At 63.4% G+C, this 22,915-nt stretch carries 22 protein-coding genes, 1 tRNA gene and 1 pseudogene; 14 read left to right on the top strand and 10 right to left on the bottom strand.

Features of this window, described 5'->3' with window-relative positions; all coding sequences use genetic code 11:
• The first annotated feature begins 16 nt into the window (after positions 1-16).
• The 3 genes from ACFQ9K_RS35815 to ACFQ9K_RS35805 all read left to right on the top strand — a co-directional run bounded on the left by ACFQ9K_RS35815 (position 17) and on the right by ACFQ9K_RS35805 (position 3,882).
• On the top strand, positions 17-1,186 hold the full coding sequence (locus ACFQ9K_RS35815; RefSeq protein ID WP_378716412.1) for a helix-turn-helix domain-containing protein: 1,170 nt from the start codon (positions 17-19) through the stop codon (positions 1,184-1,186).
• Positions 1,183-2,019: a DUF5131 family protein gene (locus ACFQ9K_RS35810; protein WP_378716414.1), complete on the top strand. Its 837-nt coding sequence runs from the start codon at positions 1,183-1,185 to the stop codon at positions 2,017-2,019. The genes ACFQ9K_RS35815 and ACFQ9K_RS35810 overlap by 4 nt, the downstream gene beginning before the upstream one ends.
• Positions 2,020-2,817: 798 nt before the next feature.
• Positions 2,818-3,882 carry a hypothetical protein gene (locus ACFQ9K_RS35805; RefSeq protein ID WP_378721887.1) on the top strand — a complete coding sequence of 355 codons (1,065 nt, stop codon included), beginning with the start codon at positions 2,818-2,820 and terminating at the stop codon, positions 3,880-3,882.
• Between the two features lie 30 nt (positions 3,883-3,912).
• Here the strand turns inward: ACFQ9K_RS35805 and ACFQ9K_RS35800 are convergent, their stop codons facing one another.
• Complete coding sequence (locus ACFQ9K_RS35800; RefSeq protein ID WP_378721888.1) at positions 3,913-4,614, bottom strand: hypothetical protein; 702 nt, start codon at positions 4,612-4,614, stop codon at positions 3,913-3,915.
• 187 nt (positions 4,615-4,801) lie between these two features.
• Here ACFQ9K_RS35800 and ACFQ9K_RS35795 point away from each other — a divergent pair, with 187 nt between their 5' ends.
• The 3 genes from ACFQ9K_RS35795 (at position 4,802) to ACFQ9K_RS35785 (ending at position 6,440) form a co-directional block, all read left to right on the top strand.
• Positions 4,802-5,107: a hypothetical protein gene (locus ACFQ9K_RS35795; protein WP_378721889.1), complete on the top strand. Its 306-nt coding sequence runs from the start codon at positions 4,802-4,804 to the stop codon at positions 5,105-5,107.
• 596 nt (positions 5,108-5,703) lie between these two features.
• Positions 5,704-5,919 (top strand): hypothetical protein, encoded by a 216-nt coding sequence (locus tag ACFQ9K_RS35790; protein WP_378721890.1) that lies wholly within the window; start codon positions 5,704-5,706, stop codon positions 5,917-5,919.
• Complete coding sequence (locus ACFQ9K_RS35785) at positions 5,913-6,440, top strand: hypothetical protein (protein WP_378721891.1); 528 nt, start codon at positions 5,913-5,915, stop codon at positions 6,438-6,440. Before ACFQ9K_RS35790 ends, ACFQ9K_RS35785 begins: the two co-directional genes overlap by 7 nt.
• A 1,027-nt stretch (positions 6,441-7,467) precedes the next feature.
• Here the strand turns inward: ACFQ9K_RS35785 and ACFQ9K_RS35780 are convergent.
• Entirely contained in the window at positions 7,468-8,013 is a 546-nt protein-coding gene (locus ACFQ9K_RS35780; protein ID WP_378721892.1) for a hypothetical protein, read from the bottom strand.
• A 234-nt stretch (positions 8,014-8,247) separates the two neighbouring features.
• On the opposite strand from ACFQ9K_RS35780, the pseudogene ACFQ9K_RS35775 reads away from it, so the two are divergent.
• Positions 8,248-8,416: pseudogene (locus ACFQ9K_RS35775) on the top strand (IS481 family transposase); the annotation flags it as partial.
• Positions 8,417-8,627: 211 nt separating this feature from the next.
• On the opposite strand, the gene ACFQ9K_RS35770 reads toward ACFQ9K_RS35775, so the two are convergent.
• Positions 8,628-9,296, bottom strand: coding sequence for a hypothetical protein (locus ACFQ9K_RS35770; protein WP_378721893.1), 669 nt, complete (start codon positions 9,294-9,296; stop codon positions 8,628-8,630).
• Positions 9,297-9,749: 453 nt separating this feature from the next.
• On the opposite strand from ACFQ9K_RS35770, the gene ACFQ9K_RS35765 reads away from it, so the two are divergent.
• Positions 9,750-10,103, top strand: a complete 354-nt coding sequence (locus tag ACFQ9K_RS35765) for a hypothetical protein (RefSeq protein ID WP_378721894.1) — start codon at positions 9,750-9,752, stop codon at positions 10,101-10,103.
• A 142-nt stretch (positions 10,104-10,245) separates the two neighbouring features.
• Entirely contained in the window at positions 10,246-11,079 is an 834-nt protein-coding gene (locus ACFQ9K_RS35760) for a hypothetical protein (RefSeq protein WP_378721895.1), read from the top strand.
• Here the strand turns inward: ACFQ9K_RS35760 and ACFQ9K_RS35755 are convergent, their stop codons facing one another.
• Positions 11,080-12,795 (bottom strand): hypothetical protein, encoded by a 1,716-nt coding sequence (locus ACFQ9K_RS35755; RefSeq protein ID WP_378721896.1) that lies wholly within the window; start codon positions 12,793-12,795, stop codon positions 11,080-11,082.
• A gap of 282 nt (positions 12,796-13,077) precedes the next feature.
• Here ACFQ9K_RS35755 and ACFQ9K_RS35750 point away from each other — a divergent pair, with 282 nt between their 5' ends.
• Together ACFQ9K_RS35750 and ACFQ9K_RS35745 are read left to right on the top strand one after the other, a co-directional pair.
• Entirely contained in the window at positions 13,078-13,566 is a 489-nt protein-coding gene (locus ACFQ9K_RS35750; protein WP_378721897.1) for a hypothetical protein, read from the top strand.
• Positions 13,567-13,586: 20 nt separating this feature from the next.
• The gene (locus ACFQ9K_RS35745) at positions 13,587-15,035 is read left to right on the top strand and encodes an ROK family protein (RefSeq protein ID WP_378721898.1); all 1,449 of its coding nucleotides are present in this window, start codon (positions 13,587-13,589) and stop codon (positions 15,033-15,035) included.
• Positions 15,036-15,042: 7 nt separating this feature from the next.
• Here the strand turns inward: ACFQ9K_RS35745 and ACFQ9K_RS35740 are convergent, their stop codons facing one another.
• A complete protein-coding gene (locus ACFQ9K_RS35740) occupies positions 15,043-15,333 on the bottom strand; it encodes a hypothetical protein (protein ID WP_378721899.1) in 291 nt (96 codons plus the stop codon).
• A 420-nt stretch (positions 15,334-15,753) separates the two neighbouring features.
• Here ACFQ9K_RS35740 and ACFQ9K_RS35735 point away from each other — a divergent pair, with 420 nt between their 5' ends.
• Both ACFQ9K_RS35735 and ACFQ9K_RS35730 read left to right on the top strand, forming a co-directional pair.
• Positions 15,754-16,326, top strand: coding sequence for a hypothetical protein (locus ACFQ9K_RS35735; protein ID WP_378721900.1), 573 nt, complete (start codon positions 15,754-15,756; stop codon positions 16,324-16,326).
• Between the two features lie 941 nt (positions 16,327-17,267).
• Positions 17,268-18,179, top strand: a complete 912-nt coding sequence (locus ACFQ9K_RS35730; protein ID WP_378721901.1) for a hypothetical protein — start codon at positions 17,268-17,270, stop codon at positions 18,177-18,179.
• A 112-nt stretch (positions 18,180-18,291) separates the two neighbouring features.
• Here ACFQ9K_RS35730 and ACFQ9K_RS35725 read toward each other — a convergent pair whose 3' ends face one another.
• Positions 18,292-18,654 carry a nucleotide pyrophosphohydrolase gene (locus tag ACFQ9K_RS35725; RefSeq protein WP_378721902.1) on the bottom strand — a complete coding sequence of 121 codons (363 nt, stop codon included), beginning with the start codon at positions 18,652-18,654 and terminating at the stop codon, positions 18,292-18,294.
• A gap of 223 nt (positions 18,655-18,877) precedes the next feature.
• On the opposite strand from ACFQ9K_RS35725, the gene ACFQ9K_RS35720 reads away from it, so the two are divergent.
• The gene (locus ACFQ9K_RS35720) at positions 18,878-20,815 is read left to right on the top strand and encodes a DNA/RNA helicase domain-containing protein (RefSeq protein ID WP_378721903.1); all 1,938 of its coding nucleotides are present in this window, start codon (positions 18,878-18,880) and stop codon (positions 20,813-20,815) included.
• 293 nt (positions 20,816-21,108) lie between these two features.
• Here the strand turns inward: ACFQ9K_RS35720 and ACFQ9K_RS35715 are convergent.
• The 4 genes from ACFQ9K_RS35715 to ACFQ9K_RS35700 form a co-directional block, all read right to left on the bottom strand.
• Positions 21,109-21,180: transfer RNA gene (locus ACFQ9K_RS35715), tRNA-Val, on the bottom strand.
• Between the two features lie 19 nt (positions 21,181-21,199).
• On the bottom strand, positions 21,200-21,664 hold the full coding sequence (locus ACFQ9K_RS35710) for a peroxiredoxin (RefSeq protein WP_378721904.1): 465 nt from the start codon (positions 21,662-21,664) through the stop codon (positions 21,200-21,202).
• Between the two features lie 75 nt (positions 21,665-21,739).
• Complete coding sequence (locus ACFQ9K_RS35705) at positions 21,740-22,162, bottom strand: DUF3052 domain-containing protein (RefSeq protein ID WP_378721905.1); 423 nt, start codon at positions 22,160-22,162, stop codon at positions 21,740-21,742.
• A gap of 126 nt (positions 22,163-22,288) precedes the next feature.
• Positions 22,289-22,846, bottom strand: a complete 558-nt coding sequence (locus ACFQ9K_RS35700; protein ID WP_378721906.1) for a hypothetical protein — start codon at positions 22,844-22,846, stop codon at positions 22,289-22,291.
• Positions 22,847-22,915 lie beyond the last annotated feature (69 nt).

Genomic DNA, 22,915 nt, shown 5'->3' with positions numbered 1-22,915 from the left:
GAGGAGTCCCGCCTTCATGACGACGAACGCGATCGAGGCGCAGACGACCGGCCGCCCGACCCGGGCGTGGCCGGTCCTGCTGCTGGCATTGCCGGCGTTTGTGGCGATCTGGTCCGGCTGGGTCGGGCTGGGGGAGTTGACCGGCTTCGGGCCGGTGCATCCGCTGCCGGGGATCGCCGATGAGTTCACGATCAATACCGCGATCACGTTGCCGATCGGGATGGAGGCCTACGCCTCCTACGCGCTGTCGGTGTGGCTGTCGGGGCGCGTGCGCTCGGACCGGACCCGGAGTTATGCGAAGTGGTCGGCGTTCGGCAGCCTCGTTCTGGGCGCGGTCGGGCAGGTCGTCTACCACCTCATGCAGGCCGCGGGCGTGGCCGTGGCGCCGTGGCCGGTGACCGTGCTCGTGGCCTGTCTGCCGGTCGCCGTGCTCGGCATGGGCGCAGCACTGGCGCACATGATCTTGCGCGAACACCACCATCACACCGCCGAGGACGCACCAGCACCCGTGCACGGTGTTGCACCACAGCCCCATCACGACCGGCACCACGCACAGACCGAGACCACGCGCACCACCCTCACTGCACCACCGAACGCACCAGCCGCGATCGACCGCGCACCGGGTGGTGCGCCGAGCACCGTCGCTGCACCACCTCGACGGCAGAGCGCCGCACGCCCGCACCGCCGTGTTGCACACCTCCCACGCCAGCCACGACACCGCGGACCGATCCGGTCAATCAGCCCACGCGTCAAGGAGAACCAAGCGAGCATCGCGGCTGATCACGACCCGTCGGCCTCGACGCCACAGCGCCCGGCGTCGAAATCCGAGCAGCCGTTACCGACCGACCGCGACGCGCTGATCCACGAACTCACCGCCCGCGGCATGTCGTCGCGCCAGATCGCTCCGCTCGTCGGCGTCGCCCACACCACCGTCACGCGGGTGCTGGACCGGGCCAGGTCTGCACCGGCGGACGCACCACCGGCGAACCGTGCGTCAGCCACCGCACCACCCGCACCAGCAGTGGTGCACACTCCCGACCGGCATCCAGGACTTCAGGTCGTCCACACACCGCAGAACGGCCAGCTCGAGGTGATCGAGGCCGAACTGGTCGACGACACCGCCCCTTCGAGCATCCAGCAGCACCCCAGCTCCGATGCCGGCACCAGCCGCAGGCATGCGCGATGACCGGCATCGAGTGGACCGAGACGACGTGGAACCCGGTCACTGGCTGCGACCGGATCAGCGCGGGATGCGATCACTGCTACGCGCTGTCGATGGCGAAACGGTTGAAAGCCATGGGTGCCGCCAAATACCAGGCCGACGGCGACCCCCGCACCTCCGGACCCGGGTTCGGGGTCACGATTCACCCGACGGCACTCGACATCCCGGTGCGCTGGCGTAGCCCGCGGCTGGTGTTCGTGAACTCGATGTCGGACCTGTTCCACGCCCGTGTCCCGGAGTCGTTCGTCCGGGAAGTGTTCGCGGTGATCGCCTCGACACCGCAGCACACCTACCAGGTACTGACCAAGCGGCCACTGCGGATGCGGCGAATGACGGAGCGAGGCTTGGTGTTTCCACCGAACCTGTGGGTCGGTGTCTCCGTCGAGGACCAGACCAGCACCGAGCGGATCACCCACCTGCGCGCCGTTCCGGCCGCGGTGCGGTTCCTGTCGTGCGAGCCACTGCTGGGACCCATCGACCTCGACCCACACCTGTTCCCGAACAAATGCCCTGAGGGGTGCGGATGCCGGCGCCCCGACGACGCCGACCGCAACGAATGCGGTTGCGGCGGTCGGTGTTCGAGCTGGCGACCTCGGCCTGCGCTGGGCTGGGTGATCGCCGGCGGTGAGTCCGGCCCGGGCGCCCGCGCAATGCGTCCGGACTGGGTGCGTGACCTGCGCGACCAATGCCTCGACGCCGGCGTGCCGTTCTTCTTCAAGCAATGGGGCGGACGAACACCCAAACAGCACGGCCGCACCCTCGACGGCCAGATCTGGAACCAGATGCCCACCACCTGAAACACCCCGCCACCCCGAATCCAGGCCCGCCAGGCAACCGCCAGGCGGGCCTGTTCGTGTGCCTGCACGCCCGTCGCTCGTCCGGGAATCATCCGGGACCTGTCCGGGAGTCATCCGGGACTCGTCCGGGAAAAACTAGTCCCGGACAGGTCCCGGACGGTAAACGCTCAAACTACGTTTGAGCTGGGTGTTTTGCGCCGTCCTCTGTCCCTGCCCGGCTGACACTCTCTATGGCTTCGCTGTTCATAGAGAGTGTCAGCCGGGCAGGGACAGAGGACAACACAAAACACAAAGAACAAAAGATCAAAAGCAAAGGGAGACAAGAGAAGGACCAAAAGAGAAAAGAGACCACAAAGGGAGGGTTGGGAGCGGGGTTGCGTCAGGCGGGAAGGTTACGTCTAGAGCTGCGCCACCGGAGGTGGCGCGTTCGCGGCCAAGGCGCGCTCAGTGCGGGGGTCGATTCAGGTGTGGGTGCGGCGGTGCAGGGCGCGCGGATTCGCTGTACGGGGCGTGGCGGCGCGCGGATCGGATCGTCGCGGGTGGGCAGGGACCACAAGGCGAGGGCTACGCCCCGAGTTCCCGCGTAAGAGGGAACGGTTGCGGGAAGGAATCAAACTCTGGCGTAGCTCGCGCGTCAGAGGAAGCGCGGCCCGCCTACTCGCGGAGCCGTGTTGCGGTGCACCACTTAAGAGGGAAGTACTGAGGTACCGCCTAAGCGGTAAGGATTCCGTTCACCTCTTAAGCGTGAATTGTGTTGGCGCGCTGAATGTGTCAGTGGCTGCTGCTATGAATCGTGGTGTGAGCCATGTGCATGTAGCGCGGTTGTCGGGAACCAGTAAACGGCATGCGGTATTGCGTGGCCGGCCGAATGAGACGCTGTGGGTGTTCGACGACGCGGACTGGGCGGTGATGCTGGAGCACTCGAAGTCGTTGGTGTGCCCGGAGCCGGGGTGCGGGATTCAGTTGTTCCCACGTCCGCAGTCCGCGGACAGTGACATCGTCCGGCACCTGTGGCTGGGGACTCGGCAGAAGACCGGGTGTGAGCATTGGACTGGCGGGTCGGACGGCGGCCCGATGACGGCACGGCACGTGTGGGTACAAGCCCGGATCTTGCGGACGTGCCGGGATCTGGGTTACACAGCGGTGCCCGAGGACCACCACACCCGCGCCGACGTCTACGTCAGCGAGCCCTCGACCGCGCTCGAGGTGCAGCTGCGGGCCACGGCGTTCAACGACCGCACCGAAGCTCGCCGCGCCAAGGGCGCGGACACGATCTGGTTCCTGGCTCACGACGTATCCCGCAGTAACGCCAGCATCAAGAACGCGATCGCGACGCTGCCCACGGTTCGCTTCCAGGTCGGCGACCGCCGCAACCGTACGCGAGGCGCCGCGGAGTTCGAGCCGTGGCTCGACCGCACCGGAGGACTGGACGAGTTCGCCGAGATCCGCGTCTACGGCACGACTTTCGACCTCGACACCCGCACCGGAACCCCGCGGCTCGAACACGCCGGGATGGCGCTACCGACCTTCCTGCGCGAAGTCCTATCCGGGCGACGCCGCTGGATCGAACCCGGACAACCCGGAATGCCGACCAACCCGAGCGGCGGTCACCGGCCAGGCTGGGTCCGGGCCGGCGACCTCGACACCGTCCGTGAGCACGAACGCAACCGGAAACCGGCCCCCGCCGAGGTGCGACCCGCGCCGACCGCGGCACCACCCGCGGCGCTACGTCGCGAGGTCACACCACCCCTTCCGCCGCGGTCCGCCACATCCGACGCGCATGTCGACGAGTTTTTCCTCGGCCTCGCCGTGATCGCGGTCGTGATCCTGATCGTGATCGCGCTGTCGGTATGGCTGCTGTAAAGCCACACGAGCGCCGAGAGGCATCGACGGTCAAGGGCGGGAAGCGGCGGCGAATGGCTCCCGGCACAGTCCGCACAGGATCGGCCCGGCGTCAATGATCTTCTTGTGCGCCCGGATTCGCCGCGGCGGCGCACACCGGCACACGAACGGCAGAGCGTTGCGATCCTTCTTGGACCCCGCCGCACCCTCACCGCCCGAACCGTCAGCGTCGTCGGTATCGGGCCTGCCGGCCGCGTCGGTATCCGCTGTTCCGTGTTCGGGACGGCGATGGGCGACGATCGCCCGCGACAGCACCTGCAACTCGCGCCGGTACCGGTCGGCGGTCGGATCGGGCAGCGCGGTGACCGACCAGCCCGCACGCTGATGGCGCACCGTCGATAACCCCAGCTCGTTAGCAAGGTCCTTGAACTTCTTGTTGTGATACCGCCCCCCGTCGCTGGTTTCGGCGATACCGCGGGTCAACGCCAGCCCGTGCGCGGCTTCATGGAGCAGCGTGCCGAGAACATCACGAGCGCCGGCGGCCAATCCCTCACCGCCGACGAACAACTCCGGCATCCACACCCCCGCTCGCTCCCAACGGTCCGGGCCGAAATGACCCAGCCGCGGCGCCCGACCGCGCCCCAGCGATCCGGACGCGACCGCGACGACAACATCGGGCACGTCCGGATGACGCACACGGATGGACTCCCAGACGATATCGATCGCCGTCGCCAACGGTCCGCCAACAGCCATACCGGAACCTCCGAATTCCCTCGTAAGAGGTGACCGAGAATCGGTCGGAGAAGATGGCTCAATTCTACCGGAATCCCCTCTTAAGCGGTAGTGAGATCTGTTGGTACACAACCGATCTAGGTCCATCTCTAGTCGATCGGAGGCGTGATTCGTTTAGTTGTCGGTGTCCTGTCGCATCATCGTTTCCATGAACAAACACGAAGCCCTCAACGCAGCGAATGCCGAAGCGGCGCGCGCGGCCGGATGGCCCGAACTCACCGGCACGGTCAAGCAGATCGGCTGGGCGACGACCGTCCGTGCGGACAAGATGCGCGAGTTCGAATACGCAGCCGCAGCTATACCGGAACGCGAGCAAAATCTCTTCCGCACTGCGATGTTGCGGGAGATCCGCGCGGGGGAGTGGATCGATTTTCAGTCACAACCTTGGCAGGCCGTCGCCTTCACCCACCTCACTGCCGATGAGCTCGCCTCGCTCGGAGTGACGAAACCCTGACTGCTCGGCCTCCGGGGCCCAGTCTCGTAGCCGTCGTCGAGCGCGGCGGCGCGCACTCGGGTGCCCGTAGGTGACGGCCAGCGTGATCCGCATCCGAGCCGTTGCCCATCGCGCAGTCGAACCACTCGGGTAGTCGCCGGCCATCGTCGGCTGCTCATCATCCATGCATCGTTGGACGGCGATTCAGTAGGCCGCGGTTCCAACGGCGGCTCGGTTGTCCGGCCGGTGTCCTCACCGTCCCAGGTTCGGGCTCACTGGTGATAGCGCTCGCGCCACGGTCCACTGCCGGGTTTCAATGCGACCCTGCCCATTCGCGGTCGGGATGGCGAAGCCCACCAGGCCGATCCAGGATCCATCGGTCCTGTTAACTGCACTTCAGTCGTTGATCCATGGGTCCAACGTTGGGGGTGCATCGAGTGAAGGAACAAAGGCGCGCGCTTCGTGACGGGCGTATTGAGCTGCCAGCGGTCGGGAGTGTGCAGCAGATCGAGCCACCGGGGGTGGTTCCGTACATCGTGGTCGTCCACGGGTCCGAAGTTGACCCCATCTCGTCGTTTCTGTCGAGTTTGGTGTTGTCCGATGTCAGTCCATAGACGGTGCGGTCCTATGCCCACGATCTGCTGCGGTGGTGGAGGGTCCTGGCTGCGCTCGGTGTGCGATGGGATCGTGCGACGCGCGAGGACGTCGAGGCGATGGTGGGGTGGATGCGTTTGGCGGTCAACCCACAGCGCTTGCGCTCCAACAACTCTGAGATCCAGCCGGGGTCGGTGAATCTCAAGACCGTGGTCGGCGTTTGGTCCCGATCATGGTGACTCGCTCTTCGTTTATGGCGAGCACCACCCATCCGCGCATACGTCAGGAACGAATAGCCAGCATGATGCCTCGGATCAATCGACGTTCCGCCCGCGCAGTCACCGTATCGGTTGCGATGGGCGCGAGCCTGGTTTTGACTGCCGCCCCCGCTCTGGCTGATACCGAAGTCGGCATCAAGTCAGCCGGCATCAAAGGGAAAAACGCACTGGTAGAGGTTGACTACAGTTGTGATGCCTCCTCCGGGGTAACGAAGCTTGCCGTCCAAGTGAAGGATGTCGACTCTCAAACGCTGCCCTGGATTGGGGGGTTCGGGGAGACTGGGAATCTGACGTGCGATGGATCGCGTCGCCTCGTCAAAGTCAAGGTCCGTCCTGCGGACAGGAGCAAGAAATTCGGCGAGGGCCATGTCCTGCAGGTGTATCCGTCTCTCCTCGACAGCAAAGGCGCCGTAATTGTCGAACAGGCCGGGGGCCCCTGCTGGAAGGATGGGTCCGAGTTTTCTAGGTGCCGCAGTGACTAGATTCATCATCCACTCCCGTCGAGGTACACCCGATTACTCGACACTGATGCAGACGGACCCGCCGAAGCCGCGCGCTCCGTAGAGCGGATCACCGGCCGCCCAGGCCGCAAGTTCCGCCAATGGGCCACCGAGCACCTCGCCATGTTCCGGTGAGCTGCCACAACAGTGTGGATGCAGAGTCGGCGTGGATGCCGCATCGAGCGGCGGATAGCCGACTCAACGCCAGCTGTGCTCCTGCGGTTAGGGCCGCGCGGTAATCGGTTACTTTCCTGCGTGGGGGCTGCCGAGATGTTCTCTGTCGGTGGATCTTCCGGCGCACCGCATCGCCGCGGTTCGGGAGGCGCGCTAACCGGCTGGTAACAGGACGATGCCCGGCAGGCGATTGGCCTGCCGTCCTGAAAATATTTCCATCCGGCATGTCGCCTGCGTCGAATGACTGTCGGATGCTTGGCTGCCGTATGGCTGGCCAACCTCGATGACAGTCCACCGTCGGGGTGAGGGTTGGGAGCGGGGTTGCGTCAGGCGGGAAAGTTACGTCTGGAGCTGCGCCACCGGAGGTGGCGTGTTCGCGGCCAAGGCGCGCTCAGTGCGGTAGTCGAGTCGAGTGCGGACGTGGCGGTACAGAGCACGCGAATTCGCTACACGGGAAGTGGCGAGCGCGTAGATCGGATCGTCGCGGGGTAAACGGGGACCACACAAGGCGAGGGCTACGCCCCGCGCTCCCACGTAAGCGAGAGCCGTTACGGGGAAGAATCAAACTCTGGTGTGGATCGCGCGTCAGAGGAAAGCCGATCTGCCATGGTGCCTGGCATAACGAACATCGAGTCAACCATCCCGAGCTGGAGGCGATGCGCGCGGCCTGTCTCGCGCTCGCGCCACTGGACGACGCAAGCCGGGCTCGTGTGCTGCGGTGGCAGTTCGAGGTGCTGGACCCCGGGATGCCCGTGCAGGTGCCACTGCGACACGGTGGCAGGTGATCCTTCCGGTGGCGGCCGGCGCTCGCCACTGCGACTCGATCATGCCCATGTCACACGGTCGGCGGCTTCTTCCGAAACCCGCGGGCTTGCACCACGCTGAGCACGAGGATCATCGCGAAGGCGACCACAGCCGCGATCAAGAGTCCTGTTGCGATGAAATCGGATAGATCAGTGGCTGCACATGAGCTCGGTAAAGATCTGGGGACCTCCCCACCCGCTTCCCGTAGTCGTTGCACCGATATCTGCAATTGTTCGCATGCGGCGTCCTGTTGAGCCGCGCCGAACGCTGGGATAGCCACTGCAAATGCCAGGCAGATCGTGAATCCCGCAGTTGCGGTGGCCATCTTCACCGCGTCGCGCCGCGGCTCGTTCTCCAGGGCGATCAGCTGCCGTATTCGCCAAGAGACGTGCGCCTGAAGCTGCTGGAACGCGGCGCCGCCGCTGTCATCAAGGTCTTTGAGCTGCTTGAGCACGTCCACGTCGGACTTGATCTTCGCTCGAACGTCTTTGCGCTGTCGGCGGTGGGTGTACACCGAAACGAACACCGTCGCGAACGCAGCGACAACCGCAACAACGAGAGGTATCCATTCCTGCACGGGCACAGCGTAATCCGAGAACTGGCATACACCCAGCGGTTGCGTGAAGCACGAAGGCCAGCACCTGGCGCCTAGCACAACGCCCGGGTGATGTCCTGATACCCCACGCCCGTCGCACGCAGGCCGGCCACGATCTGATCGCAGTACTCGATCTCCAGAGTCGGGTGTCGATCAGATCGGGCCCGCCGGAGCACGGCCGTCCTGCACATCGAGCACGGCGTCACCGTGGCGCCCGCGACCGTGCACCGGGTGCTGGTCTGCCGCGGACTAAACCGGCTCGCCGATCTGGATCCGCCGACCGGGACGCAGCAGCGGAAGGTCGTGCGCTACGAGCACACCGAACCGGGGATACATGGTCCACCTCGACGTCAAGAAACTCGGTCGCATCCCGACCTGCGGGGGCTGGCGTGCCCACGAGTGCGGCGCCGCGAAGCACCTGCGCGGTGATGCACTGGAGGGGCGGAGGGAGGCGTCCGCGCCAACGGCCTGATTCGATCATGGTGGCGCACTGGATGCCGGTTATGAGTTCCCGATGAGGGGCGACGACCTCGTCCTTCTCGACGGCGGTGCCGCAGGTGCCTAAGTTCCTATTCGTCGTTTCGGCATGGCGGCAATTACTTGAGCTGCTCAGGAGGCTTCCAGTCGTTCATTGATTCCATGTATCGGACTGCAGCGATGTCCTGCACTTTGGTCGACGGTGGCTGCGTTGCTCTGTAACTGGTCGCGGTCTTGGCGGCGGACGGAGCGGGCATTGTTTTCGCCTTTGGTTTCTTCTTTTTCTGACTGGCAGGCGTTGGCTTGCGAACGTAGCGGCGCCGTGGTCGAGGTGAACCCTCAGCGTGCCCGCCTGGGTCGTACTCGTCGAGGGGGTCTAGAGGGCCGATGGCGAGCTGCGGCTCTGGTTGGGACTCGCGTTCTTTGACCATCTTTCCCCATCGGTCGTAGGCGCCTTGTCGGGTGATTCCGCACGCGTCTCCGATCTGTTCCCAGGTCGCGCCGGCCGCCCGAGCGGCGGCTACGACGTGCTCATGCTCGACCTTCGCCTCCCGCCGGATTCGCAGCTTGGTCAGCTCCCACAAGGTGAGCAGATCCCCTGTTACTGGAGTGTCACCGATCGGCGCATCCATCTCGGCGAGCTTTGCAGCGTCGTTGATGAGCTTGGTTGCCCAGTCGTCGCACATGTTGCGGATCTCGGCGTTCAACGAACTCGCAGCGTCCGCGATTCTATGCGCCGGCACCTGGACTTCGGCGGCGGATCCGGGCTCGCCGACTCGGGATGTCATGCCTACCACCGAATCAGCGCCAAAGGGCACTGTCAAGTAATCCAGTACATAGAGTATTGGTATCTTCGCAGGAAGTTCGGTTGTGACCGTGCAAATGCAAGAACAGTTGTGACCACCCTCACTAAATTTGTGGTATTCATCACATAACCGACGGGTAACTTGAACGGTGTGTCTATGGGCAACGTTGATGGTCGATGACGTGACCAGCAAGGTTGCCTACCTGGTCGACGGACCAGTCGGGTTTGGGTGAAAAAAAGCCTGCACGCGAGCGTGTTATCGGCTCGTGATCATTGGGGGATGTGGGGCTACAGTGCATTTCGTGCAGCGGGTCGCTGATCGGTCGCGGCAGCCCCGGAACGAGTCGTGCTCCGCCCTCGGCTAAGGACGGAGCACGATATTCGGCGGCCTGTTGCAGTGCATTCGGTAACGCTCTCTCACAACAAGGAGCCACCATTGGCGACCATAACTGCTGGCATGCGCACGGGCAATCGGGCGGACGCGGTAATGCCCGCAAGCGTCCGTGACGAAATGTGCGGCCCACATCGTCCGAACACCACGGCCTGTGCGGCATCAGCCGCGACTGTCGACGTCGACATCCAAGCCCGTTTAGTCGATGACCACGCTACTTTCGTGCTGACCATCTGCCTCGGCGTCGCGTTCGCGATCATCGTCGCGCTTCTGGCGGGCATCATCGTCCGATTCGACGGCGCCACCATGGCCAAGGCGATCATGAAGGGGGCTTACGCCGCTGCCATCGCATCGACCCTGGCTACCGCGGTCATCACCTTGCTCACACTCATGTCGTAGACGCCTTGTGGCGGTAGCCGAAAGGAAGACCGGCTACCGCTCCGATTCTTGGACTGAACCGCGACTTATCCTGCGTAAACCGCACCAGGCCTCCGGTTCGGAGGTGAAACTGAGACAAGAGGTCTCAAGGTTGTGAGGAGCGATGACGAGCACAGCACCAGGGCAGGACGAGACCGGCGCCGACTTGGGTCGGCGGTACCGGGCGGTGCCCAGGTCGGCTGAAGCGCACCGCGAATCGATGATTGCCAGCACGATGAAGATCATGGAAGAGCGCGGCTTGCCGCTGGACTTGAAGTACATGGACATGACCGAGCTGAGGAAGGTCGCAGGAGTTCCGAAGTCGACGTACTACCGGATCTGGCGCACGCATGAAGAGTTCTACATCGAGCTGGTCGAGGCGATGGTGCAGCCGGATCGGGCTACAGAGATCCTGCTCGACGAGGGGACGGTCGCGGCCGCCGAGGAAGTGCTAGCTAAATACGCCTACCTGCTTCGTGATGATCGCGGCTGCCTGCAGCCTGACGTCGAAGGTCGGCGCAGGGTGCTGCACGAGATCATCCGGCGGGGTGTGGAGTACAACTTTGAGAACACCTATCAGTCACGTGTTTGGCGCACCTATTCGGCCTTGGCCGCAGCGTTGCCTTCGCTGCGTGACGACGGTCTGCACGCGCGCGCACGCGATGTTCTCGCCGCTGCGGACTCCCGGGATATCAAGCGCATGGCCGCCTTCTACACAGGAATGCTCGCCGAATTGGGTTGGCGCTTCAGGGCTGACTTCAAGCCGGCCACCTTCGCAGCGGCAGCTGCGGCGGTCATCAACGGACTCGCTGTCCGGACGATGATGAATCCCGCTGCTGCCGATCCGGTCTCGCTTGCCGATATCGAGGGCAAGCCGGTTGAATGGCATCCTGCCGCTATCGGTTTCCTTGCCCTCCTCAACGGTATGACCGAGCCGATCGAGGTGGCGGTCGAGTGATCATCGTTGGCCGCGACCGAGGTAGCGCTCGACGGGGTTGATCTGGTCCTGCAGCGCTTCGACCTGCTCACTCCTGAGGCGGGTACGCCAGGTGAAGGCTTTGAGTACCAAGTCGTTGACGGCCTGTTGAAACTGCTTGAATTCCTCTGCTGGAACCGGTTGGGGATGGGCGAAGGTGTCTTCACGGGCCTCGCGGTGAGCGGCGATGAGTTGCTCTCGCTCGCGTTTGGCGACTTTGCGGAGCGCGCCGCCCGCGCCGCGTCGGCGGGTCACCGCGTCGGCGTAGTCGTAGAAGTAGATCGCCGCTTCGATCAACTCGGTGCTAGAGGCGTCGGTCGCCGAGCCGTCGGCAGCGGAAACCGTCTGCTGGGCACGCTGGCCGATCTTCATCTTGGCCTTGGCGGTGAGGTACCGGGCAACAAGCAAGTGGCGGATGATGCCGAAGCGTGCGCTACGCAGCAGGTCTACTGGTGTTTCCTCGTACTTGTGAATCACCTTGCCAAGATCCGCGCTCGTGGCGTCGGCGTGTTCTAGCTCGACGCCGAGCCTCTGGAGCCGGATCAGCCCCGCGATGTCGCGCTGTTCTTGGCGGGCGTCCTCGCCGCCGGCGGTCGAGTAGCACTTGAGCAAGGCGGTTTTGAGGTTGTCGGCACCGTCGGGGAAGGCCTTATAGAAGATCGAGGCGTAACGATAGTCGCGGGAGTACGCCATCTCGATTGCGCACAACCGGGCAATGACGCCGGACAGCTCGTCGGCGGGAATCGCATCCAGGCGAGGACGATCCCGTATCGCCTCGGGTTTACACATCCGCAGCAGTGTGGAGGTGATCCGCCTGATCGAGGCAATCTCAGCTTCGACGCGATCGTCACACAGCGCGGCCGAGCGGTCTCGGTGGAATTGGGCCAATTCCGCTCGCAGCGTCCATCCGAGCTGACGGGCGAAACCACTTTCCCGGTCCTTGAGCGATCGGATACGGCTCAACCCGGTTGTCTCGTACTTCAGTTGCTTGGTCGAGACTAGCAACTCGGCGCGGGCCGCGGTCTGGGTCAATCGGAAACCGAGAAGGCAATGATCCTCGTTGGACGCATCGACCAAGTTCAGCGCGCGCTCGGCGTGAGTCAGGGCCTGCCGGGCCAAACGCAGAACGTCCCGGCGCTCGGTGTAGTCCAAAGGCTTGCTGGCCAGGCGCAGATTCTCCCGCTGACTGGCAGCGAAGTAAGCTTCAGTGAGCTCGGTGCACCAATAGATGGTCTCTGTCGGATCGTCTTTCGCGCCGGCGCGGGCCACCGCGGTCACGTAACCGCGGTGCAATTCCTCGATGGTCGGGTTCGTACTCGAAATCCGCGCGAGCAGTCGGTTCTGTTCGGGGGCCACCTCATGCCTCCAGGATTCGTCGCGGGCGTGGCGCTCGGCGAGATCCGCGATCTGAGCGGGCACGACCCGCCGCTCGGCCCGCATCCGTTCGGCTACCGCCGCGCCGACCGCTGCGACGGTCTTGAACCGGCGCAGCATGGTGGTGCGGTTGATCCCTGCTTCCACGCAGAGTTCTTTCATTGTCAACTGGGACAGCGGTTTTGAGGGCTGGGTGGTCAGGCGGGTCACCAGCGCGAGCTCGGCGGCGTCGAGCACGAATTTGGTCATGCGTTTGGACCTGGTCTCGGCCGCACGTTGACGGTAATCACGATTGAGATTCAGGCTCGGCGGATCAGTGGGCATACAGCCTTAGCTCCTTGTGGTTCAATTCCGACATCCGCACAGTCAATCTATACAGCATGTAGCGCATGAGCACACCTCAATGTGTACCAGATGTATCGTATGACTCTCTCGGAGCGCAGGTCAGATGGCTCATACATCGCGTTGATCGTGACGGAATTTTCATCACCCCCGTAAGGCGCGGTATATTGGCTCACAACGGATCTCGTCAGGGATATGGTCCGTTACGGCGAGTCGGAAGAGTAAGTCAGCAGCATGACATCTCCACAGATCGGGGAGGGCGGTATGAGTGACGGCGAATCGCCTGTCGCGCCCGAACCGGTGCTGTACCCCGAATTTGACCTGTCCGCCAATGACGACTGGTCCGAGGGCGACGACTGGTTCGAAGGCGATGGTGCGGCCAGAGCGCTCAACGGCATACATGGGATGATCTGCGGCGGTGCCGAGGCGTACCCGATGTTCGCGGCTAATCTCGCGCGCGCTGACGAGTATCCCTTGAGGCTGGATCAATTCCGGCCGATCTGGGACGAGTTGCAGTACAGGATCGCTGGGCCGTCGCCGGATAACTCGCCCGCTGCGTGCCTGCTATTCCTCGTTCTCGCACTGCTCGGCGTCGACCATCCGGACTGGACGCAGGACACCCGCTTCGCGGTTGCGTACGTGGTGTTCAAACTGTCGGCCGCCCTTGAAGGGTACGGTCCTATGTTCCAGTTCCGGGAGCTGGTCTGCGAGGTCGAGCGCGAGAAAGCCGAGTTTGTCGTGCGTGTTCGTTGAGTCGAGAGGGAGGCCTGGTCTTGAACGGTGATTTCAGTAATCCCTTGTGCGCCATCGCTTTCGCTGAGGAACCCAAAACCGGGAACGTGAGTCTGGAACTGCTTGCTACGGTCTTGGCCCGAGCGGTGCGCCTGAGTCCGGAGTCGGTGACACGCGCCGAGCTTGCGGCCGGCCAGGCCGCCGCGCCCAGGCCGGTCGACCGGCGCACGCTGCCGCAGGCGACGCTGAGTAAGGTCGTTAAGCGCCTGACGCGGTTCGGGCTCCTCGGCGAAGGCACCCCTCGCCGCCATGGCAAACGGCATTACGTGCAGCTGCTGCACCTCGGTGAGGGTTATGTCACCGCGGCCGCGCACGTTGTGGTCGCCGAGGGCCTCCCGGTCGCGGTGACCACCGCGCTGTGCGACATCGCCGGAATGACCTGTCACGCTGACGAGTTCGACTATCTAATCGATCGCGGTGATGCCCGCTGGAGTGAACTCGCCGTCACCGTGCACCGCCACGTCGGACTGCTGCTCGAGCGGGTGAGCGAGCGCCAGGGCGGGGTAGCGCCACAACTGTTCGGGCTCGGCGTCGAACTCGGCGCTCCGGTCCTCAACGGCACCGTAACCCCGATCGTCGACATGACCACGTTCGAGCCGTTCCCCGTGGACCTGCAATCCGAACTCCGGCAAGTCTTCAACGGCGACTTCGGCGAAATCCCCATCGTCATCGAGAACGACGCCGCGGCCTTGGCGGCCCTCGCCGTGCGGGAGCGAGGGTACATTGATGCGGACCTGGCCGTGGTGACTGTGTTCCAAGATGGCGTGGGCGGAGGCCTTGTCATGGACGGCCGAGTGCGCCGCGGGCAGGCTGGGCGCGCTATGGAAGTCGGCCATCTCGTAGTCGACTGCCCTCCCGGCTGGCCGGCGGACGCACGATCCACGGCTTCACTGCGGTGGAACAGCGCGCTCGAACCGGCCAAGTGTCCGTGCGGTCGCCGTGGTCACGTCGATGGCATCTCCACCCCTGCTCGCATCCGGAAAGCGCTCGAGATTCCTGGGGCTGATCCGTGGGAGGTCTACACTCACGCTGGAGCCGCGCTTGGACGCGCCCTATCGAATGTGTGCAACGTAGTCGCGCCCAGCCTGCTAATTGTGTACGTACCCAGCGAGATCAAGGACGCACCTGAAGGCACGGCCGCAGCCGAGTATGTCAAGGCCGCTGATCGCGAAGTGCATATGACCTTCTCCGCCGATGTGCCCGGCGCAACCGTAGTGCGTTTTCTGGCTCTTCCGGATGATCCGCGTGATATTGCCCTGCGTGGTGCCCGCGGCGCAGCGGTCTGCGTCCTGGACATGGTCGTCGAGCGCGCACTCACCGACGAAACTCCTGCCGCACTTCCGTCGAACGCGTCTTCGATTCCCGATGATGTATCAGCCGAGATGTCGGTGATATTGACAGCGGCACGTGTCGCCGATGCTCGCGGGTGAACTCCGCTTAGGCCCGGTCCGCCTCGAACTTGGTGAGCGCCTCGAGCATCGCCTGCTTCTCGGCGGCGAGGTCTTGCTCTTCATCGGCAAACTGGCGCCGGATGGTCTCGGAATCTTTGGCGAGATCCTCTGCGATGAGGCGGGCAAGATAGACATTTAGGGTCAGACCCCGCTGCTTGGCCAGGCGTTTGGCGCCGACAGCGAGAACCCAATCGATCTTGGCGTTGATCTGTACCGGCGCCCTGTCGGCCCCCAGCTTGGCGCTTCCGGTCTGCATTTCATCATCACTATTCGTCATAATCCACAACTGCCTTCGCGAGTTGGCGCCTGGTCATTGCGCCGATCGAGTAGCGAACCATGCCTTGATCCACCGCTCGACCATGAAAGTGACCACTATCACCTGCGGCCAAGTTCGGCGTCGAGCCCACGCGCCCTTGCTCCTTGAGACCGTCGGTCTCAACACTTCATTTGTACTCTACCTGGCAATTCTTGTCGCGTGCCAGTGATGGGAAGCGCTAGGACTTTATCAAATCGCAACTTACTCCTTGGTCTGATTTGCCCGTTCCGTCTAGTAAGGAGCAAGGAGCAAGGTATGTCATAGATGTCATCAAGATTGTAGGTGGCTCATGCTCAACATCTGGATGTAGGGTGACTCAAGGGTTGCCAGTTTCAGTGGCCGCCAGGCGACACCGGAGCCCATAGTGAGGAGCAAGGCACAGTGACCAAGCTGTTCGACAACGGCACCGACGGCGAAAACAGCGATAAGCCCGGCCTCGGCCGCAAGCTCTGGAACCTCGCGACAAGCGCCAGGGTCTGGACCGTCATCGGCGGTATCGCAGCGGTGGTGGCGGTGGTGACTTCCACTGCGGTCTCATGCATGCAGGGCACATCGGCCGGGACCGGCACCATCGAGACGCCGGCCTCGGACCCTGAGATGAAGTACTGGGGTTCGGTGATCGCCAGCGGAACCGACTGGTGGGGAATGAAGTTCGCCGATTGGTCCGAGGCGACCCAGGACCGTGCCGACCTCGCGCTGCATATGCAGCTGGGTGTCTCCGCGTTGCACGGCGTCGCTTTCGCCCGGGCCGCCGATCCGAGCTTCTCGAGCTGCTGGAACGCTGTCTACGGCACCACTCGGTTGATGCTCGACGAGATACCCTCTGGGAGCACCGTGTGCGTTCGGACCCAAGCGCAGCGAGTCGGCGTGGTCCGCTTCACTTGGACGAAGGAACCTGCCGGTTACCCGCGAAGCATCGAGGTCAGCGGCATCATCTGGGAGCCACACAAGTAGCTGATCGCATCGAGCCGACGAAGGTCTCCACCGACTGGGCGGAGACCTTCGTCGGCTTATGCGAAACGGGCGACGATCTCGCTTTTCGCTACCGAACCTTGGATGTACTCGCCGATTGTCTCAAACCCTGGAGCGTTCGATCTCGCCGCGCTCGAGCTTGGACACTCCCTGGTCTTCTCCTATAGCTGTGGAGACTTTCGGCCGAGCTCGGGTTGGGGTCTTCCCTTGGTCGACAAGTACTGCTACCTCGAGCTGGGTGGATCGCTGCGTGGTGACAACGCTCGCCACTGTCCACTGCCGGGTTTCGACGCGGCCCTGCCTGTTTGGTCGGGATGGCGCCGGCGCCGACACCACTCTTTGGTGAGACCCAGACTTTCTGATTCGGCATCGCAGATTCGGCAAGATACGCGATCTGGCAGATCTACTCAGCAGTAAGCTCAAATGTGATGTAAGTCACATAGATTGGATCAGCGCATCTGTTTCTTCGGCGAGTGAGGTCATCGAGGCGCGTCGTGTGCCCTTCTTGTTCGTGGAGCTGACCTGGCTAAATGACATTAGTGTGGTTCGTTACCGGTCCGTGATCGGCTGTGGCCTGTCTAGTACTCGCATAGCACGTCTTGTGCACAGAGTTATTGATGATGCGCATTTCACATATGTGGCGTCTGTCTCTGTCGGAGGTCGTGAGTACCCTGGCTCACAGTTTCGGACGAACTCCGAGGACCTTGCCACCGTGGGCGACCCGGAAGGCGGGTGCCACTCTCACGGTGAAGAAGTCCGAAACACCAAACTGGTCCGGCTCCGCTGCAACGGACAACCGGACCAGTGCCCGCTCAAAGGCGCGGGTGCGACTTGGTGAGTCTCATCCAGCGTAACGGAGTTCGTCGCGGGGGACACCCCCGCACTCCTTTCTTTGGGCAGGCGCCCCTAGGAGAGGAGGGCTCATGCCCCGTGTCACGGAGTACTACGGCATTGCCGGCCCCGTCCCGTTCGAGGACGTCAAGATCGAGACCGACAACCGCATCTACATCGATCCGCACGCGGTGCGCCTATCGCGCGACCCACAACCCTTCGCTGACCAGGCGACACATTGCTTGGACAGCTTCTTCGGAGAAGTCGCCAAGTGCGTCATGTCCGACACCACATCGGAGCAACGTCGAGGACTTGATCTCCTACAACACTTCGGTGAACCACGGGAAACGCGTCTCGGTATGTCCGCGGCCGGCACCAACGGCCATGGCGGTGCGGGACTTGTCGGCCAGTGGATCTGGGACGCCCTCTGTGCTCCGAGTATGGAGTTGTTGCTGCGTGTCGGCATCTTGCACCAGATCGAGGCGATCCCGATGTTCGTCACGGGGATAGATCGCGACATCACCAGCGACTTCACCACCAGGATCATCTTCTCCCCACTCGTGCGGTTCACCGAGGAGATGATGGCTAAGTATCCCGAGTTCAGGGCACACGCCTCCGGGGTGACGACCGTAACGCGCCAGATCTGGGATCCGGAGGATTGCCGATGGATGGAGGAGTCGGTCGAGTTGCCAGTCGCCGACGGTAAGCCCTTGCTGCTCGTCCCGAAGGGCTGGGTGCGGCGGAACCTGCTGATGTCAGGGGGGCGTTACTACCAGATCGCCGTGTTGGGCTGGGCGCAAGAAGACCAAACCGTCGTCGTGGACGGCAAGACGATGAGGCCCACGAAAGAAGAGCTCAAGCGGCAGGCTGGGCTCGCGCGGGGACGCGCGACCAACGTGGCGATCACCCGCCGAGCACAAGAGCGGACGCAGGATCTGATCGCTCGGTTCATCGCGTTCGTGGACCGGAAATGGACGCCGCCACGTCAGGAGGACGCGGCCTAGCGATCCCCGTGGGCGGCACTGACGCGCCTTGCATTCGCGAGCAGTGCCCTACCCGCGCTGCGCCAGCGCGCCGCATCAGTGCGCTGGCGCAGAAGGTCACCCCGTCAACAGCTCAGGAGGCGTCATCGAGATCGGAGTACTTCAGTGCTCGACCGCGTGCCGTCGCGACCGGATAGCGTTCCGCGTTAGACTTCAACTTCGCCTCCACTGCCGCAACGAGATCGACGTCGAGGACGTCAGCCAGACGAAGCAGGTAGATGAGAACATCGGCGAGTTCCTCCTCCACACGTGTCCGTCGGGCCGGATCGTGCGCGATAGTCGCGCTCTGCTCGGGCGTGAGCCACTGGAACAGTTCGGAGAGTTCGCCTACCTCCCCGGTCAGGGCCATGACGAGATTCTTCGGCGTGTGGAAGGGTTCCCACTCCCGTTCGGCGGCAAATCGTGCGATCTGTGCTTGGAGGCTGCGGATGGCCATCGCCTGGTTGTAGCAGATTCGCGGCTCGCCGTCGCCAGGCGCCGGCGAGAACCGCGGGTCAGCTACGTGTGTCGGCCGCGCGTGACCAAAGGTTAGGCCTTCGTCGACACTATGGATCCTCTAGGTGAACCGGACGTGGCACGCTAGCATCCGGTCGGCGCTCTCGCTCGTGCCACAACACGTAAATACCACTACTGCAACAAGTTCCGGACCTGGGGGTTCTGTGACAGTCCATCCGTATCACGCGTCCGCGCGGGAGTTGGCCGAGTTCCCGGCACAGAAGGATCTGAAGAACGTCAAAGCCGACGACAGGCTGTCAGCGAAGATCGTGAAGGCCCGCGGCAAGAAGGCGGGCCCCAGCGAAATGAAGTCCTGGGACATCAGCGTGCCGGTTCTCGCGAAACTGTTGGTCGAAACAGGTCTGGCCGAGGTCGAAATGCTGATCGAGTACGAGCTGATGGAGTCAGACGCCCGAGCCGATGTCGTGCTCGCTGGGCTGCACCCTGAAACCGGGCAGGACAGCTTCGTCGTGGTCGAGCTCAAACAATGGAGCGACGTAGAACCTGTCCTGCCCAACGACCACTTGGTGCAAGGACCGGGAACATACGGGGTGCGGGTGCATCCGGTCGTCCAGGTGCGTGGCTACTGCGACTACATGTTGGAGTTCGTCGAGGTCGTCCGCGATCGACCCGAGGCGCTGCATGGGGTCGCGTTCCTTCACAACGCGACGGAGGCATCGGCCGGCAAGCTGCGGACGCATCGTCACAGCAGTCTCGGCCACATGTTTACCGGCGACGAACGTGATGCCTTCAAGGAGTACCTGCGTCGCCAGTTCGCGCCGAAATCTGGGGCGCATGCCGCAAAACGACTGCTGGACAGCGAGATTCACCGGCGAGACGTCTTGATCGACGTCATTACCGACGGGCTCCGCGGAGGCGGTCATTACGCTCTGATCGACAACCAGCGCCTCGCCTACGAACACGTGATCAATCAAGTCAAGGACGTGGCGGGGGAGGACGACAAGAAAGTCATCATGGTGACCGGCGGTCCCGGCACCGGCAAGAGCATGATCGCCGCGGCGTTGGTCATCGATCTGAAAGACGAGTACCGCATACGTTACGCAAGCGGATCGACCACGATCACCGAGACCATGCGGCGATATCCAGGCAAAGGGTCGAAGAAGTTGCAGGACCTGTTCACGTACTACCGGCAGTTCGCGAAGGCCCGACGTAACGGTCTGGACGTATTGATCTGCGATGAAGCACACCGCGTCCGGAAGACCTCGACTTTCCAGTGGCAGAAGAAGGACGACAGGACCGGCAAACCGCAGCTGGAGGAATTGATGGCCGCCGCGCGGGTGCCGGTGTTCTTTCTCGACGAGAACCAGGTCATCCGACCAGACGAGGTCGGTACACCGCAGGCGATTCGAGATCAGGCCACGCTGATGGGATACCCCGTGGTAGAGATCGACCTGGACAAACAGTTCCGGGGCCGAGGTAGCGCGGCGTACCGTGAATGGGTATTACAACTGGTCGGGTTGCGACCGACGAAACCCTGCCCATGGCAGGGTGACGACTTCGAAGTGCGCGTCGCGAGTTCTCCGCAGGACATGGAAGACTTCCTTCGGCAGAAGAACAACTCTGGAGAGACGGCCCGCATCACAGCGGGGTACTGCTGGCCGTGGAGCAAGACTCGCCCCGACGGCACACTCGTAGCTGACGTGGTCCTCGGTGACTGGTCGAAACCCTGGAACAAGCGTGGGGACAAGCAGGATGGCGATGCCCCGCCATCAGCGTTCTGGGCGACTGATCCACGAGGTTTCGAGCAGGTGGGGTGCATCTACACCGCGCAAGGCCTCGAATATGACTGGGCCGGAGTCATTCTGGGCGCCGACATCGTCTACGACGGCAACTACCTCGCGGTCCGCCGAGGATGCAACCAGGACCCCGCATTCCAGGGCCGGAAGGCTACCGACGCGGAATTCGAACGATCGGTGCGCAACATCTATCAAGTGCTCCTGACCCGCGGTATGCAAGGCGTGGTCATCCACGCCGCCGACCACGCTACGAACGAATTCATCGCCGATCTCGTTGGCCCGCAAGGTTTCATCGGCGCGACAGTGGAACCCGATCCTCCCCAGTCTGCCTCCGATGGTCGCTGATCTTGGGCGGGTTGACTTCGACTGGCAACCCATCGGGTTGCCAGGTTGGAGCCAAGGAGCCTACATCGTTCGTGATCGGGCGCGCCGCGCGCGGGAGACAGTCAGGGATGACACGTTGCCCCGCTGTGCCCTGCGGCACTGTCGCAGTCAGTTGAAGCGGGGTGGTGCCAGGGAGTACATCCAACGTCCAGCAGCAGGATGTAGCAGCACCTGCCCCATGTTTGCCCCACAATGTGGAGTCACAGAGCCGGTCCTGCCCCACGCAAAGCGGAATCTAGCTGTGTGTTCAGTTGTGGGCGCAGAGGGGTTCGAACCCCCGACCGCTGGTGTGTAAAACCAGAGCTCTACCGCTGAGCTATACGCCCTCGATCGTTGCCGACCGGGTTATGAATCTAGCGCGGTGAGCGCTTTCTCCCAAGCCGCCTGGTCACGGGGCTCTCCGGGGCCGTTCATCTCCGAGAATCGGATGTATCCCTCACGGTCTACGACGAAGGTTCCGCGGTTGGGGTAGCCGGATTTCTCGTTGAAGACTTGGTAGGCCTGGGCGACGGCGCCGTGTGGCCAGAAGTCGGAGAGCAACGGGAAGACGTAGCCCTGTTCGGCCGCCCAGATCTTGTGGGTCGGGGGAGGGCCGACGGAGATGGCGAGGATCTCCGCGTTGTCGTTCTGGAACTTGGGCAGTTCGTCTCGCACCTTGCACAGCTCGCCTTGACAGATGCCGGTGAAGGCGAGGGGGTAGAAGACGATCAGGACGTTCTTCTTGCCGTGGTAGTCCGACAGGCTGACGTCCTGGTTGTTCTGATCCTTGAGCGTGAAATCCGGCGCGACAGTGCCAACTTCGAGCGGCATCGCAAATCCTCCATCGTGTCGGGTTTCCGCCGGGCGGCGCGATCACCGCCCGGCGACACCATAGCGAAAGGTGGGTCAGCGCTGCTTCGAGGGCGCCTTCGGTTGCACCAGGCGGCTACCCGCCCAGCTACCCAGAGCGATCGCCGAGGTCTGAGTCAGACCGGCGGTCGGTGCGGATTCTGCGATTTCGCTCGGTTCTACGTGTCCTGGATGTCCGGTTTTGGGCGTGAGTACCCAGACGAAGCCTTCGTCGGCGAGTGGACCGATCGCATCCATCAGTGCGTCGACCAGATCACCGTCCCCGTCACGCCACCAGAGCAGCACGACGTCGACTACTTCATCGGAATCCTCATCGACAAGATCGCTGCCGATGGCCTCCTCGACGTCGGCTCTCAAGTCGTCGTCGACGTCCTCGTCCCAGCCCAATTCCTGGACAACCAAGCCGTGTGTAATGCCAAGCTTCTGAGCGTAGTTCTGCGCGTCCGCCGCGGCGACCACGGTGGTGTCCTCCTCAACTCCCGACAATAGGTAGTTGCAAGCGAACATGGTTATTGCCGCCAGCGCAAGCCGATCCGCAGAAAATGGCCCGGAATGTCGCGTGACAATGTTGTGTCATGGATCGTTTCAGCGCTTCGGGCAGGCGTCGCGAACAGCGTTGCGCGCGTCGTTGACCCGCCTACTTGCGTCGTTGAGCGGCCCGACGGGCGCGGTGTAGGTCATCTTGCGGGTCTCGGCGGACAGCGCCCGGGCCGCTGTGACGTAATCGGTGAATTTTGCCGCGAGCTCCGGCGGCAGCGCGTCCTTGCCGGTGTTGACTCCGGTCTCCACCTTGTTCGCGGCGTCATCGAGGGTTGACGCGGCGAGTTCGCGCTTGGCGGCGTAGTCGGGCGCGTTGGCGTCGTGCGCGTCGATGAACTCGTTGTACTTGGAGACCCCGACGCCGGTGGTGGTCGGGAACTGCGCGCAGTTGTCGGTGATCGCCCGGTCCTGCGCCGCAGCGCGTTTGGACGAGGTGGCGGCGGCCGACGAGGCTGCCGCCTCGGTCTTGTAGGCCGCCAGATCAGCGGTGTTGGGGTTGGCCGTGCCCTCGACCCGGTTCGCGCAGCCGGCCACGACCAAGCCGACAACGACCGCTCCGGTCGCGCACACCAATCCGAACCCGCGCGGGTCCAGCGTCTTCATCGTCCTCCCGTATGACGTGCGCCTCGCTGGCGCTGGAAAACTATCGCGGCCTCGGCTCATGTTGCCCAG

It is taken from the genome of Nocardia sp. NPDC056564, from assembly GCF_042793755.1.
In the GTDB taxonomy this organism is placed as follows: Bacteria; Actinomycetota; Actinomycetes; order Mycobacteriales; family Mycobacteriaceae; genus Nocardia.
The sequence above is the reverse complement of the archived record's forward strand: the minus strand, read 5'-3'. Positions and strand labels throughout refer to the sequence as shown.

Excerpts from the sequence above, each read along its gene's own strand:
- ACFQ9K_RS35815 (WP_378716412.1), top strand. The coding sequence starts at position 17 with ATGACGACGAACGCGATCGAGGCGCAGACGACCGGCCGCCCGACCCGG.
- ACFQ9K_RS35810 (WP_378716414.1), top strand. The coding sequence starts at position 1,183 with ATGACCGGCATCGAGTGGACCGAGACGACGTGGAACCCGGTCACTGGC.
- ACFQ9K_RS35800 (WP_378721888.1), bottom strand. The coding sequence starts at position 4,614 with ATGGCTGTTGGCGGACCGTTGGCGACGGCGATCGATATCGTCTGGGAG.
- ACFQ9K_RS35795 (WP_378721889.1), top strand. The coding sequence starts at position 4,802 with ATGAACAAACACGAAGCCCTCAACGCAGCGAATGCCGAAGCGGCGCGC.
- ACFQ9K_RS35785 (WP_378721891.1), top strand. The coding sequence starts at position 5,913 with ATGGTGACTCGCTCTTCGTTTATGGCGAGCACCACCCATCCGCGCATA.
- ACFQ9K_RS35770 (WP_378721893.1), bottom strand. The coding sequence starts at position 9,296 with ATGACATCCCGAGTCGGCGAGCCCGGATCCGCCGCCGAAGTCCAGGTG.
- ACFQ9K_RS35760 (WP_378721895.1), top strand. The coding sequence starts at position 10,246 with ATGACGAGCACAGCACCAGGGCAGGACGAGACCGGCGCCGACTTGGGT.
- ACFQ9K_RS35755 (WP_378721896.1), bottom strand. The coding sequence starts at position 12,795 with ATGCCCACTGATCCGCCGAGCCTGAATCTCAATCGTGATTACCGTCAA.
- ACFQ9K_RS35750 (WP_378721897.1), top strand. The coding sequence starts at position 13,078 with ATGAGTGACGGCGAATCGCCTGTCGCGCCCGAACCGGTGCTGTACCCC.
- ACFQ9K_RS35740 (WP_378721899.1), bottom strand. The coding sequence starts at position 15,333 with ATGACGAATAGTGATGATGAAATGCAGACCGGAAGCGCCAAGCTGGGG.
- ACFQ9K_RS35730 (WP_378721901.1), top strand. The coding sequence starts at position 17,268 with ATGCCCCGTGTCACGGAGTACTACGGCATTGCCGGCCCCGTCCCGTTC.
- ACFQ9K_RS35725 (WP_378721902.1), bottom strand. The coding sequence starts at position 18,654 with ATGGCCATCCGCAGCCTCCAAGCACAGATCGCACGATTTGCCGCCGAA.
- ACFQ9K_RS35710 (WP_378721904.1), bottom strand. The coding sequence starts at position 21,664 with ATGCCGCTCGAAGTTGGCACTGTCGCGCCGGATTTCACGCTCAAGGAT.
- ACFQ9K_RS35700 (WP_378721906.1), bottom strand. The coding sequence starts at position 22,846 with ATGAAGACGCTGGACCCGCGCGGGTTCGGATTGGTGTGCGCGACCGGA.